This window comes from Mycobacterium triplex (assembly GCF_000689255.1).
Classification (GTDB): Bacteria; Actinomycetota; Actinomycetes; order Mycobacteriales; family Mycobacteriaceae; genus Mycobacterium; species Mycobacterium triplex.
Genome location: NZ_HG964446.1, coordinates 2,109,736 through 2,123,255 on the forward strand (window position 1 = coordinate 2,109,736; position 13,520 = coordinate 2,123,255).

Here is a 13,520-nt window from a genome sequence, read left to right on the forward strand (position 1 = left end):
GGAACCATGAATTTCGTCAGCCCGTTTCCCGACGTCGTCATCCCGGACAGTGCGGTGTACGAGTACGTGTTCGGCGACCTCGGCCAGGCCGACGGCGACCGCGTTGCGCTTGTCGAGACCGCAACCGGAACCGAAGTCACCTACAGCGCATTGGTCGCCCGCATTCAGTGCGTCGCCCGCTCGTTGGCCCAGCGGGGAATCGGGGTGGGCGACGTGGTGGCCCTGCTGTCACCGAACAGTGCGGCGTTCGCGGCCGCCTTGCACGGAATCCTGCGGGCAGGGGCGACGGCGACGCCGATCAACATCTTGTGCACCGTGGACGAGATCGTGCGTCAGTTACGGGATTCGGGCGCGCGACTGGTGATCGCGGCATCTCGATTTCGGGAACAGGCCCAGGAGGCGGCGAATACGGCGGGCCTATCCAGCGGCGACGTGCTGCCGCTCGATATTGACGGTTGCGTAAACCCAACGGGCAGTGGCGGTCCGGAGGTCGATTTCGATCCGGCGACACACGTGGCGGTGCTTCCGTTCAGTTCGGGCACCACCGGAAAGCCCAAGGGCGTGATGCTGACCCACCGCAACATCGTCGCTAACGTAGCCCAGTTGCACCCAGTGTCGGGAGTGAGTCCCGATGAGACACTGATCGCGGTGGTTCCCTTCTTTCACAGCTACGGATTGACCGGGCTCTTGTGTGCCGCGCTGCGAGACCGAGCGCGGGTGGTCGTCATGGCGGCCTTCGACCTGGGCGAGTTTCTGGCCACCATCCAGAATTACCGCGTCACACAGGCTTACATCGCGCCGCCGGTGGCCGTCGCGTTGGCCAAAGACCCGATGGTGGATTCCTTCGACCTGTCTTCCCTGCACACCCTCACCTCGGCGGCCGCGCCGCTGGACGAAGAACTGGCCAAGGCGGTGGAGCAGCGACTCGGATGTCGTGTCGTGCAGGCGTACGGGATGACCGAACTGAGTCCGGCCAGCCATGTGATTCCGCTGGCAGGCCGGCATCCGGCGGGGTTGGAGGCACCCGTCAGCTCGTGTGGGTGGACCGTGCCGAACTCGCAGAGCAAGCTCGTCGACATCGAGACGGGAGCCGAAATACCGCTTCCCGCTTCGGGCTTGAGCGAGCCGGGTGAGCTGTGCTTCCGCGGACCCAACGTGATGGCGGGCTATCTGGGAAATGCCGCGGCGACCGCGGAGATCATCGACGCCGACGGTTTTCTGCATACCGGTGATTTGGCACGGGTGGACGCCGCGGGCTGCGTGTACATCGTGGACCGGCTCAAGGAACTGATCAAGTACAAGGGTTATCAGGTTGCGCCCGCCGAACTCGAGGCGCTGCTGTTGACCCACCCGGGCATCGCCGACGTCGCGGTTGTCGGTGTCATCCATAACGCCTCGGGTGAAGAAATCCCGAAGGCCTTCGTGGTACGGCAGCCTGACATCTCACTGTCGAAGGGTGAGGTGATCGAGTTCGTCGCGGGAAAAGTGGCGCCGTACAAGAAGATTCGCCAGGTCGAGTTCGTCGAAAAGATCCCGAAGTCGCCGACGGGCAAGATTCTGCGCAAGGATCTGCGAGCGCGCCAACCATGACAAGCGCTGGACAGGGCATGACAAATGGGTGACCGCGGCGTCGTGATCGTCGGATCGGGGCCGGCGGGACTCTCTGCGGCACTGAGCCTTTGCGACCTGGGCGTGCGGGCGCTCGTCATCGAGCGCGCCGGTGAAGTGGCCGCGGCGTGGCGTGGCCGCTATGACCGGCTGAAACTCAACACCGGTCGGCAGTTCTCGCATTTGCCCGGAAGGCGTTATCCGAAAGGCACTCCCGTCTATCCGAGCCGCGACCAAGTGGTCGAGCACTTCGCAAGTCACGCCCGCGAATCCGGTGTCGAGCTACGGGTCGATACCGAGGTCAAGCGGATCGACCGGGGTTCGTCGGGATGGTCGGTGAGCACATCCGACGGCGAGATCGAGGCTCGAAACGTCGTGGTTGCCACCGGCTATCAACACACACCGGTCATACCGGACTGGCCGGGTTGCTTCGCCGGTGAGCTGTCGCATTCCTACGGCTACCGCAATCCGGCACCCTACGCCGGCAAGCGGGTACTCGTGGTCGGGTCGGGCTCGTCGGGCATGGAAATCGCCCACGATCTGACTACGGGCAGGACCGCCAAAGTGTGGCTATCGGTGCGCACACCGCCAAACATCATGGCCCGCAAGGGTCCTGCCGGTCTTCCCGTCGACGTGCTGTCTATTCCGCTGTACCACCTGCCCGCGCGGCTGTCCGACCGGATCGCTGCCGCCGCGCGCCGCAGGGCGTTCGGGGACCTCAGCGAGTTCGGCCTGCCGGTGCCCGCCGAGGGGCCGTTCGCCAGAGCGCACCGGCTGCATGTCGCGCCATCCATCGTCGACCTCGAGGTCGTCGACGCCATTCGCGCGGGATCCGTCGAGGTCGTGTCGGCGCTGCGTGCGTTCGAGGACGGCGACGCCGTGCTGGACGACGCCAGCAGAATCAGCCCCGATGCCGTGATCGCGGCGACGGGTTACCGGACCGGGCTGCAGCCGTTGGTCGGGCACCTGGGCGTACTTGGTTCCGACGGCGTGCCGCTGCATTTGGCGCCGGCGCCCGCCGCGGATGGACTGTATTTCCACGGGATGCTGACGCGGCCCGCGGTGATCGGCTACGTGGCCAAACAGTCACGGGCGCTTGCCAAGCGCATCGCTGCCAACGAGCGGTGCTGAGTCAGTCGAAGTCGGTGCCGCCGGTCAGCTGCTCCCATTTCGCGATCTCGCTGGCGCGCGCGTCCGTGGTGTAGCGATACAGGGCCAGCGCGTCGGGGCCCAGCAGCAGGAACGCCGGCGGCTCGCTGGATTCGACGGCGGCGACGATCGCGGCGCCGGCCTTGGCGGGGTCGCCGGCCTGGTTGCCGTGCATGGTGTCGTTTTCCTTGCGACGCTGTCCGGCGGTTCCGGCGTAGTCGTCGATGACGGTGGCGGACTGGACGAGCGAGCGCCCGGCGAAGTCGGTGCGAAATGCCCCAGGCTCAACAACGGTGACCGAAATGCCGAGCGGGGCCAGCTCCCCGCGCAGCGCGCCGCTCATGCCCTCGAGCGCTGCCTTGGCGGCCGAGTAGTAACCCGATCCGACCGGCATCACCTGGGCGCCGATCGAAGAGATGTTCACGATCGCGCCGCTGCGGCGCGCGCGCATGCCGGGCAGCACGGCCTTGATCATCGCGACGGCGCCGAAGAAGTGGGTCTCGAACAGTTTGCGGACTTCGGCGTCGTCGCCTTCTTCGACCGCGGCGCGATACCCGTAGCCGGCGTTGTTGACCAGCACGTCGACGCCGCCGAACCGCTCTTGCGCCTGCCGCACGGCCGAGTCGATCTGGTCGGGGTTGGTGACGTCCAGTGCGACCGCCAGCACCCGATCGGGCGCAATGTCGGCCAGGTCGGCGACCTTTGCGGCGTCGCGTGCGGTGACGACCGCATTGTGGCGGGCTTCTATGACAGCTTCGGCGAGCGCTCGGCCGAGTCCGGTCGAGCAGCCGGTGATGAGCCAGGTGCGCATCGGCGGCCCCTTTCTATTCGCGGCGAAATCAGCACCGGCGTTGTTTCTAGCTCAGTCGGTGAGCGCGCGGCCCACAATCAACGGATCCGGCTCGCCCACCACCTCGTCGTCCTTGTCGTCGTAGTCGGATTCGGCGAGAACGTAGCGCATGGCGTTGATGCGGGCCCGCTTCTTGTCATTGCTGCGCACCACGATCCACGGCGCAACATCGGTGTCGGTCGCCTTGAACATCTGTTCCTTCGCCTCGGTGTATTCGTTCCACCTGTTGATCGACTCCATGTCCATCGGCGAAAACTTCCAGTTCCGGACCGGGTCGACCAACCGAATGGCAAAGCGGGTGCGCTGCTCGGCCGGTGAGACGGAGAACCACAGCTTGGTCAGGTTGATCCCATTGGCGACCAACATTCCCTCGAAAAGCGGTGCCTGCTGGATGAATTCGGCGTACTGCTCGGGTGAACAAAAGCCCATCACCCGTTCGACGCCGGCCCGGTTGTACCACGACCGGTCGAACAGCACCATTTCGCCGCCCGACGGCAAGTGGCTGATATAGCGCTGGAAATACCACTGAGATTGTTCGCGCTCGGTCGGTTTCTCGAGCGCCACGACCCGCGCGCCGCGCGGATTGAGGTGTTCCATGAATCGCTGAATGGTGCCGCCCTTGCCCGCCGCGTCGCGGCCCTCGAACACGATGACGTGCCGGGCCCCGGTGCGCTTGCTGTGATTCTGCAACTTGAGCAGCTCGATCTGCAGGCGCCGCTTCAAGTCCTCGTATTCGCCGCGCGGCATTCGGTGGTCGTAGGGATATCGCTCCCGCCACGTCTGTACGTGGTTGCCGTCCCGGTCGAGCAGGATCGGGTCGTCGTCGTCATCGTCGTCGACGGTGTATCCGTGTTCGGGGGTGGACAGCGCCTCGAGATCTATCTCTGTCATCTTTGACGCTTACCCCGGGTTGCTGGTGCGCCAACGTCGAGTTGTGGAGCGATTTCGCCAGTCTCAGCCCGACAACTCGACCTTCGGCGCCAAGGCTACGCGGAGACGCGGCGCTCCAGGCGGAACGTTCGCATGAAGCCGCCCGGCTGCGTCGTCAGCGTCACCTCCACCGCGCCGCTGGGTGCGACGACATAGCGCTCCTCGACATCCGGCCCCTCGGTCCACCGTCCGACCGGCTGGCGCCCGAGGTCGTCACGGTCGTAGAGCGCCGGATCGAACGGGAACAGCACCGGATCGTAGGGAGTGACGTCCCCGTCGGGACGGCCGTTGACGAGGCGGCTGCATTCCACGAAGCGGAAATGCCCGATATTGTGCGCCGCGCGGTATGTCCGCCGGACGACGAGCGGGGTGTCGCCGTCGGCGGGCAGCGAGACGTCCTTGCCGACGATCGGATCGAAGACGACGCCGGCGCCGGCCTCGGCCTCGCGGAAGACGCCGAAGTGTCGCGAAAAGCGTTCGGACAACGCGAATCCGGCCTCTTTGTCGAGGAACACGGCCAGACCAATGGCCGTCGCGGCAAACGGGTGCGGTGAGCGCTTGACGCGCTTTTCGCCGAAGGTGCTGCGCAGCATCCGGGAGATGAGCGGAAAGCCGCCGGCCCCGCCCACCACGTAGATGCCGGCGACTTCGGACCATGCCACGTCGCTGCTGCCGTCCCGCAGGATGCGGTTGAGCAGGTCGATCGTGGGTGTGACCAGCGGCGTGCACGCCGAGTAGACGTCGTCGATACCGCACGAGAACGGTGGCCGACCGGCCGCCGTCATGTCCACCAGGAAGCGGCGCGTCTGCGGCCCGACGGCCTCCTTGCGAGCCGCGCACTCCTCGCGCAGCAGGTCGAGCGTGCCGGCATCCACGTCGCGCAGATTCGCGCCGGCGCAGACGAGCCGCACAATCGCCTCGTCGAAGTCGTCACCGCCCAGACGCTGGATGCCCTCGCTGATCACGACCTCGTTCGAGTGCCCGGTCATCTTGAGCAGTGACGCGTCGAAGGTGCCGCCGCCGAGGTCGTAGATGAGGACGTATTCACGTTTGGCGGTGATGGTGGATCGGTATCGATGGGCGTATTCGAGGCTCGCGGCGGACGGCTCGTTCAGCAGCGCGACGACGTGAAAACCCGCCGCCACAAAGGCATCCAGCGTCAGCAGGCGCTGGGCGCTGGAGGCGTTGGCGGGCACGCTGATGGCCGCCTCGATGGTGTCGCGCGGGGTCAGGCTGCCGTTGGAGCGCTGCAGAAGATCGCTTTTCAGCTGCGCCAGAAACCCGGTGAGCAGTTCGGTCAACCGGTAGCTGCGGCCGGCCAGCGTCACCTCGGTTTGCGGTCCGGCGTCGTTGAGCAGTCGTTTGATCGATCGCAGCACCGACCACCCGGGATCGTGGCGCACGGCGGCGGCGTCCACCCCGAAGCGCAGCTCCCCGGTGGCGTTGGCGGCGATGAGCGAGGGCCAGGCATCGACGCCGTCGAACGAGACGACCGGGTAGTTACCCCGGTCGACGAGCGCGACGACAGTGTGGGTGGTGCCGAAGTCGATACCGACTCTCATTCCGCACAATCTTAGGGCGGTGCAGCGAAATTCGGGACTCTAGGTTTGTCCGGCGTGGCGCTCGCCGGACAGCGATGCCTGCGGGGCCTGCCATTGCCGTTGCACCTCCCGCTCGGCGGCGGTCGCAATCAGGCTCGAGGGCGCGAACCTCTTCGACTTTATCGGTTCATCCTCGGTCAACGGCCTGCCGCCACCACGAATTGCCCTGAGCGAGACGGCAATTCCGACGACCAACACGATTATCACCACGACCGCGAAGAGTATCGACAGGGTGCCTTGGATGAAGGTGTTCCTGATGACTTCGTCGAGCTGGTGCGCATTCTTGGCCGAGCCGAAGGCGGTCTTGCCCGCGTCCTTGGCGGCCGAATACTGCGAGTGTTGTGCCCAGTAGCCGATCGCCGGGTTCGCGGAGAAGATCTTCTGCCACGACGCGGTCAGCGTGACGATCAGATCCCACAGCAGCGGCACGCCCGGAATCCACGCCCATCTCAGCAGGCCCTTCTTGATGACGACCACGGTGATGACGGTCAACGCGATCGCCGCGAGCAGCTGGTTGGCGATACCGAACAGCGGAAACAGCGTGTTGATGCCGCCGAGTGGATCGGTCACGCCCATCAGCAATATGCTGCCCCAGCCCGCGCAGATGACCAGGCTGCAACCCCACACACCGGGGCGCCAGCTCGGATTGCGCAGCTTGGCCAGCGGACCGGCGAAGTTGCCCAGCGCATCGGACAGCATGAACCGCGCGACCCGGGTGCCTGCGTCGACGGCGGTCAGGATGAACAGCGCCTCGAACATGATCGCGAAGTGATACCAGAACGCCTTGAGGCCCGCGCCGCCGAACACTCGGTACAGGATCTCGGACATGCCGACCGCCAATGTCGGGGCTCCGCCGGTGCGCGACACGATCGACTTTTCGCCGACGCCGGCGGCGGCTTGACTGAGCTGATCGGGGGTCGCCGGGGCACCGGACAGGCCGAGGGAGTTGACGTAGTGCGCCGCCGTGGCCGCGGTGGGGCCGGTCTGCGCGGCCGGCGCGTTGAGGGCGAAGTACAGATGCTGGTCCAGAATGGACGCACTGATCAGCGCCATCACCGCGACGAACGATTCGGTGAGCATGCCGCCGTAGCCGATGAAGCGCATCTGGCTTTCCTTTTCCAGCAGCTTGGGCGTCGTTCCCGACGAGATCAGCGCGTGAAATCCGGACAGCGCACCGCACGCGATGGTGATGAACAGGAACGGGACCAGCGAGCCGGGAAACACCGGTCCGTCGCCGCTGGAGGCGAACCGCGAGACCGCGGGCGCCTGCATCAGGGGGTGCGCGATAAAGATGCCGACCGCCAGCAAGGCGATGGCGCCGACCTTCATGAATGTCGACAGGTAGTCGCGCGGTGCCAGCAGTAACCACACCGGCAGCACCGAGGCCACAAAGCCGTAGCTGATGAGCAACCAGGAGACCGTGAGCGCCGACAGGGTGAACCAGGATGCGCCCCATGAGGTTTCGCTGACCCAGTTGCCCGAAGCGACGGCCGTCATCAGCAACACGAAGCCGATCAGCGACACTTCGGCGACCCGCCCCGGGCGCAGGAACCGCAGGTAGCAGCCCATGAAGATGGCGATCGGGATGGTCATCGCGATGGAGAACACACCCCACGGGCTCTGGGCGAGACCACGGACCACCACCAGCGCCAGCACGGCGAGGATGATCACCATGATGACGAGGACACCGACCATCGCGGCGGCGCCGCCGGTGTCGCCGAGTTCGTCGCGGGCCATCTGTCCCAGCGAACGCCCTCGCCGCCGGGTGGAAATCCACAACACCAGGTAGTCCTGCACACAACCACCGAGGACGGCTCCGATGACGATCCAGATGCTGCAGGGCAAGTAACCCATCTGTGCGGCGAGCACCGGGCCGACCAGTGGCCCCGCTCCGGCGATGGCCGCGAAATGGTGGCCGAACAGGACCCGACGGTCGGTCGGCACGTAATCGGTGCCGTCTTCGAAAATTTCGGCGGGTGTGGCGTGGTCGTCACGCGGACGGACGATCTTCATTTCGACCAGCCGCGCGTAGAACCGGAACCCGATGACGTAGGTGCAGATCGCTGCGACCACGATCCAGACCGCGTTGACCGCCTCCCCGCGTATGAACGCGATGACGGCCCATGCGACCGCGCCGATCACGGCGATGATCCCGAAGACGATCTTGTGGCGCAGGCTGATGGGGGAGCGGTCGACGATCGCGACGGGCGGCAGGTCGTCATCCGTGCGGATGTAGCTGACATCGTCGTCGTGCACAGTCACGGTCAAACACCCTACGACGGCAGGGTGTTTTGCGCCTGGCCGAATCAGTACAGGGCACGGACGTTGTCGATGGTGTCGGCTTCGGCCGGGCTCTTGTCGTCGCGGTAGCGCAGCACCCGGGCAAACCGCAGCGCCAGCCCGCCCGGATAACGCGTCGAGCGCTGTACGCCGTCGAGCGCGATTTCGACGACCTGCTCGGGGCGTAACTGGACCACGTATCCGTCCGTCGATCCGACGGCGAGCTCGCCGAACCGCGCCGTCTGCCAGTCCAGCATGGCGTCGGTCATGCCCTTGAAAGTCTTTCCCACCATGATGAATTCGCCGGTCGTCGCATCGCGTGCGCCCAGATGGATGTTGGACAGTTTGCCGCTTCGGCGTCCCGAACCCCATTCGACGGCGAGCACCACCAGGTCGAGGGTGTGCACCGGCTTGACCTTGAGCCAGCCCGCCCCGCGACGGCCGGCGAGGTACGGTGCGCCCGGCGCCTTTGCCATCACGCCTTCGTGGCCGGCGGCCAGCGTCGCCTGCAGAAAGGCCGCGGCGGCGTCGGGATCGGAGGTGGCCAGCCGGTCGACCCGCTGGGAAGCCGGCACCAGCGCGTCCAGAGCGGCCAGCCGCTCGGTGGTCGGCGCGTCGAGCAGATCGACGCCGTCGCAGTGCAGCAGGTCGAAGAAGAACACCGAAAGCGGTTGCGCCGCTTGGGCTGCGTCCACATCGACCGACCGGCCGAAGCGGGAGGCGGTGACCTGAAAGCGGTGCGGCCGATTGTCGGGCCGCAGCGCGATCGCCTCGCCATCGGCGATCAGGTCGCGCACCGGCAGCGCCAGCGTCGCCGCCACCACCTCGGGCAGCCGGGCGGTGACGTCGTCCAGGCTTCGGGTGTAGACCGTGACCGCATCCCCGGCGCGGTGGATCTGCACCCGCGCGCCGTCCAGCTTTGCCTCGAAAATCGCTGTGCCGCCGTGCTTTTCGAGCGCGTCTGCGACGCTGGTCGCGGTCTGCGCCAGCATCGGGCCGACCGGTTGGCCCACCCGCAGCGTGAATGCCTGCAGCGCGACCGCGCCACCGGACAGGGCGGCGGCCGCCGCCGACGGCAGATCCCCGCCCAGCATCGCTGCGCGCTGGACCGCGGCGGTCGGAATGCCGGCGGCCTTGGCCACCGCGTCGGCCATGATCCCGGCCAGTGCGCCCTGGCGCAGCTCGCCGGAGAGAAGCCGCACCAGGAACGTCTGTTCGGATTCGGTCGCGGCAGCGAACAGCGTCGCGAGCAGGTCGGCGCGTCGCGCCTGCGATCCCTTCCCCGCGACGGCGCCGATCTCGGTGAAGGCGGCATGCACGCCGGCGACGGTGAGCTGCGGCTCGGCGGCGGCTGACGGCCGCGATCGCAACGACGCCCAGCCCACGCCGATCTGACGCTGAGGCAGCTCACCGGAGAGCCACGACACCGTGATCGCGACCACCTCCGGGTCGGGTGCGGCGCGGGTCAGCAGGTCGGCGATGCGCGCGACCTTGGTCAGGCGGGACGACGTGGCGCCGACGTCGATCGACGTGGCCACCACCTCGAGAAGAAGCACGTTTGCCAGCTTGGCATGGCTCGGTGACAACCCTGCCGGGCGGACACGCTAGCGTTCCTGCGTAACGTTACAGATTGCACATGATCTGACAACCCAAAAAGGAGACGTCCGGATGGAGATCAATGGGAAGAAGGCCGTCGTCATCGGCGGCGCGTCGGGGATGGGTCGTGCCACGGCCGAACTGTTCGCCGAGCGCGGTGCCGATGTCGCTATCTTCGACCGCGAGGGGTCGGACGGAAAAGCGGTCGCCGAGGGCTTGAAAAATGGGGGCGGCGCGTTCTACCCGGTCGACGTCACCGACTACGCCGGCACCGAGGAGACGCTGCAGACCGCGGTCGACAAGCTGGGCGGCCTGCACGTCGTCGTCACCACGGCCGGCGGCGGCATCGCCAAGCGCACATTGACCAAGTCGGGCCCCCACGACCTCGAATCCTTCCAATCGGTTATCGATCTCAACCTCATCGCCACCTTCAACATCAGCCGGCTGGCCGCCGCGCACATGGCCAAGAACGAGCCCGAGGACGAAGAGCGCGGCGTCATCATCAACACCGCTTCGATCGCGGCCTTCGAGGGCCAGATCGGGCAGGTCGCCTACACCGCCGCCAAGGCGGCGATCGCGGGCATGTGCCTGACCATGGCCCGCGACCTGGGATCGATGGGGATCCGGGCGCTGGCAATCGCCCCGAGCCTGTTCCTCACCGGCCTGACGTCGATGGTTCCCGACGAGATGGCGGCGACGCTGACCCGCGACGCGGCCTTCCCCAAGCGGATGGGCCGCCCCGAGGAGTACGCCAAGCTGGCGTTGGCCATCGTCGACAACCCGATGCTCAACGGCCAGTGCCTGCGCCTGGACGCGGGCCAGCGCTTCGCGCCCAAGTAGCGACCGCCGGTAGGGGCCCGCTAGAGGTCCGAGCGCAATAAGTACACTCTTTAGGCAGCCGCCCCGCTCCCCCTCGGAGCGGGGCCGGCTGACCACCCGGCGGAGCGGGTACTGGCGCGAGGAGGTCCCCATGGGTATCGCACTTACCGACGACCATCGCGAGCTCGCCGAGGTCGCGCGCGCGTTCCTGACTTCGCAGAAGGCGCGCCCGGCGGCGCGGGCACTGCTGGACAGCCCCGGCGAGGGCCGGCCCACCTTTTGGCCCGACATCGCCGAACTCGGCTGGCTCGGCCTGCACATCGACGAGGAACACGGCGGGTCCGGCTACGGATTGCCCGAGCTGGTCGTGGTGATCGAAGAACTCGGCCGCGCGGTCGCCCCCGGTCCCTTCGTCCCGACGGTGATCGCGTCGGCGGTGATCGCCAAAGACGGTTCAGCCGAACAACAGTCACGGTTGCTGCCCGGCCTGATCGATGGATCGGTCACCGCGGGCATCGGGCTGGACAGCCGGGTGCGGGTCAAAGACGGCGTCGCCGAGGGCGAGGCCGGAGTCGTGCTGGGCGCCGGGCTGGCCGAGCTGCTGCTGATCGCCGCGGGAGACGACCTCCTGCTGCTGGACCGCGGTCGCGCCGGTGTCTCGGTCGAGGTCCCCGACAACCTCGACCCGACGCGACGGTCCGGGCGGGTCCGCCTGACCGACGTCAACGTCGGATCCGGCGACATCATCGCGGGGGCGCGGGAATCGGCACTGGCCCGGGCGCGCACCCTGCTGGCCGCCGAGGCGGTCGGCGGAGCATCCGACTGCGTCGACACCGCCGTCGACTACGCCAAGGTGCGCCAGCAATTCGGCCGCACCATCGCCACCTTCCAGGCCGTCAAGCACCATTGCGCGAACATGCTCGTGGCCGTGGAGTCGGCGACGGCCGCGGTCTGGGATGCCGCGCGTGCGGCCGCCGAAGACTCGTCAGAAGACGAAGCGCAGTTCCGCTTGATCGCGGCAGTCGCTGCGGCACTGGCATTTCCGGCCTACGCGCGCAACGCCGAACTCAACATTCAGGTGCACGGCGGTATCGGCTTCACCTGGGAGCATGACGCGCACCTGCATCTGCGCCGAGCGCTGGTGACCTCGGCGCTGTTCGGTGGCGACGCCCCGGCCCGCGACGTATTCGATCGCACCGCGGCGGGTGCGGTCCGGGAGAACAGCCTGGATCTGCCTCCCGAGGCCGAGGAGCTGCGCACCCGAATCCGCGCCGACGCCGCCGAGCTGGCCGCCCTGGACAAGCAGGCACAACGCGACAAGCTGATCGCGACCGGTTACGTGATGCCGCACTGGCCCAAGCCGTGGGGTCTGGCCGCCGACGCGGTGGAGCAGTTGGTCATCGAGGAAGAGTTCCGCGCGGCCGGCATCAAGCGCCCGGACTACGGCATCACCGGATGGGTGATCCTGACCCTGATCCAGCACGGAACTGATTGGCAGATCGAAAGATTCGTCGAGAAGGCGTTACGCAAGGACGAGATCTGGTGCCAGTTGTTCTCCGAACCCGAGGCGGGGTCGGATGCGGCGTCGATCAAGACCAAGGCCACCCGGGTCGAGGGCGGCTGGAAGATCAACGGCCAAAAGGTGTGGACCAGCGGGGCCCACTACTGCGCCCGGGGCCTGGCCACCGTGCGCACCGACCCCGATGCGCCCAAGCACGCCGGCATCACCACGGTGATCGTCGACATGAAGGCACCCGAGGTCGAGGTGCGCCCGCTGCGGCAGATCACCGGCGGCTCCGACTTCAACGAGGTGTTCTTCAACGACCTGTTCGTTCCCGACGAAGACGTGGTCGGGACGCCCAACTCGGGGTGGACGGTCGCGCGGGCGACGCTGGGCAACGAGCGCGTCAGCATCGGCGGCAGCGGTTCCTTCTACGAGGGTCTGGCGACCGCGCTGGTGGAGCTGGCCAAGCAGCACGCAGATCGGTTGGCGGGCGCGGATATCCGGGTGGGGACCTACCTTGCCAACGAATCCGCGTTGCGGCTGCTCAACCTGCGCCGGGTGGCCCGCAGCGTCGAAGGCGCGGGGCCGGGCCCGGAAGGCAACGTGACCAAGCTGAAGCTGGCCGAGCACATGGTGGAGGGCGCAGCGATCATGGCGGCCCTCACCGGGCCGGAGGTCGCGCTGGTCGACGGAGCCGGAGCGGCGGCGGGCCGGCTGATCATGGGCGCGCGCGGCATGGCGATTGCCGGCGGTACCTCGGAAGTCACCCGGAACCAGATCGCCGAGCGGATCCTCGGCATGCCGCGTGACCCGCTGATCAACTAGCCGGTGCGAACTGTGGCGCCCCGCCGGCGCCCCTCTCGGGCCGAATGCTGACCGGCATCCCGCACGTCACCGAATCTGGTTCGCAGTCAACGATATTGGCGGCAATCCGCAGCCCGGGTTGTTCGGCGAGTTCGACGATGGCGATCACGTAGGGGACCGGGATCTCCGGGTTGTACGGATGGTGGTTGACCGTGAAGGTGAACACCGTGCCCTGCCCGGAGATCGGGCGGGCGACCAACGTCGCGCCACACTCCCGGCATTGGCCGGTCGCGGGATGCACCCAACGCGAGCAATCGGCGCAATGCTCGATCAGCAGCTGTGACGTCGACCCGGCTGACACGGCCAATACAGTACACTC

General features: G+C 67.2%; 10 protein-coding genes. 4 read left to right on the forward strand and 6 right to left on the reverse strand.

Translation table 11 applies throughout. From position 1 onward, the window contains the following. The first annotated feature begins 6 nt into the window (after positions 1 to 6). Complete coding sequence (locus tag BN973_RS09940) at positions 7 to 1,590, forward strand: AMP-binding protein (protein ID WP_036467789.1); 1,584 nt, start codon at positions 7 to 9, stop codon at positions 1,588 to 1,590. Between the two features lie 24 nt (positions 1,591 to 1,614). Continuing rightward, positions 1,615 to 2,739: a flavin-containing monooxygenase gene (locus BN973_RS09945; RefSeq protein WP_036467790.1), complete on the forward strand. Its 1,125-nt coding sequence runs from the start codon at positions 1,615 to 1,617 to the stop codon at positions 2,737 to 2,739. A 1-nt stretch (position 2,740) separates the two neighbouring features. Here BN973_RS09945 and BN973_RS09950 read toward each other — a convergent pair whose 3' ends face one another. The 5 genes from BN973_RS09950 to BN973_RS09970 all read right to left on the reverse strand — a co-directional run bounded on the left by BN973_RS09950 (position 2,741) and on the right by BN973_RS09970 (position 9,974). Then, complete coding sequence (locus tag BN973_RS09950; protein WP_036467791.1) at positions 2,741 to 3,568, reverse strand: oxidoreductase; 828 nt, start codon at positions 3,566 to 3,568, stop codon at positions 2,741 to 2,743. Between the two features lie 51 nt (positions 3,569 to 3,619). After that, on the reverse strand, positions 3,620 to 4,498 hold the full coding sequence (ppk2, locus tag BN973_RS09955; RefSeq protein WP_051641202.1) for a polyphosphate kinase 2: 879 nt from the start codon (positions 4,496 to 4,498) through the stop codon (positions 3,620 to 3,622). Between the two features lie 95 nt (positions 4,499 to 4,593). After that, positions 4,594 to 6,099, reverse strand: coding sequence for an Hsp70 family protein (locus tag BN973_RS09960; RefSeq protein WP_036467793.1), 1,506 nt, complete (start codon positions 6,097 to 6,099; stop codon positions 4,594 to 4,596). Between the two features lie 39 nt (positions 6,100 to 6,138). Continuing rightward, positions 6,139 to 8,406, reverse strand: coding sequence for a carbon starvation CstA family protein (locus BN973_RS09965; RefSeq protein ID WP_036467795.1), 2,268 nt, complete (start codon positions 8,404 to 8,406; stop codon positions 6,139 to 6,141). A gap of 38 nt (positions 8,407 to 8,444) precedes the next feature. Beyond that, entirely contained in the window at positions 8,445 to 9,974 is a 1,530-nt protein-coding gene (locus tag BN973_RS09970; protein ID WP_036467796.1) for an ATP-dependent DNA ligase, read from the reverse strand. A 112-nt stretch (positions 9,975 to 10,086) separates the two neighbouring features. Between BN973_RS09970 and BN973_RS09975 the strand changes: the two genes are divergently transcribed. Both BN973_RS09975 and BN973_RS09980 read left to right on the forward strand, forming a co-directional pair. Beyond that, a complete protein-coding gene (locus tag BN973_RS09975) occupies positions 10,087 to 10,854 on the forward strand; it encodes an SDR family NAD(P)-dependent oxidoreductase (RefSeq protein ID WP_036467797.1) in 768 nt (255 codons plus the stop codon). Positions 10,855 to 10,984: 130 nt separating this feature from the next. Continuing rightward, complete coding sequence (locus BN973_RS09980) at positions 10,985 to 13,162, forward strand: acyl-CoA dehydrogenase (protein ID WP_036467798.1); 2,178 nt, start codon at positions 10,985 to 10,987, stop codon at positions 13,160 to 13,162. On the opposite strand, the gene BN973_RS09985 is transcribed toward BN973_RS09980, so the two are convergent. After that, positions 13,155 to 13,502, reverse strand: coding sequence for a Zn-ribbon domain-containing OB-fold protein (locus BN973_RS09985; RefSeq protein ID WP_407067599.1), 348 nt, complete (start codon positions 13,500 to 13,502; stop codon positions 13,155 to 13,157). The genes BN973_RS09980 and BN973_RS09985 overlap by 8 nt on opposite strands. Positions 13,503 to 13,520 lie beyond the last annotated feature (18 nt).

What these genes read in the sequence shown, in the direction of transcription:
- BN973_RS09940 (WP_036467789.1), top strand. Translation starts at nt 7, where the DNA reads ATGAATTTCGTCAGCCCGTTTCCCGACGTCGTCATCCCGGACAGTGCG.
- BN973_RS09945 (WP_036467790.1), top strand. Translation starts at nt 1,615, where the DNA reads ATGGGTGACCGCGGCGTCGTGATCGTCGGATCGGGGCCGGCGGGACTC.
- BN973_RS09950 (WP_036467791.1), bottom strand. Translation starts at nt 3,568, where the DNA reads ATGCGCACCTGGCTCATCACCGGCTGCTCGACCGGACTCGGCCGAGCG.
- ppk2 (WP_051641202.1), bottom strand. Translation starts at nt 4,498, where the DNA reads ATGACAGAGATAGATCTCGAGGCGCTGTCCACCCCCGAACACGGATAC.
- BN973_RS09960 (WP_036467793.1), bottom strand. Translation starts at nt 6,099, where the DNA reads ATGAGAGTCGGTATCGACTTCGGCACCACCCACACTGTCGTCGCGCTC.
- BN973_RS09975 (WP_036467797.1), top strand. Translation starts at nt 10,087, where the DNA reads ATGGAGATCAATGGGAAGAAGGCCGTCGTCATCGGCGGCGCGTCGGGG.
- BN973_RS09980 (WP_036467798.1), top strand. Translation starts at nt 10,985, where the DNA reads ATGGGTATCGCACTTACCGACGACCATCGCGAGCTCGCCGAGGTCGCG.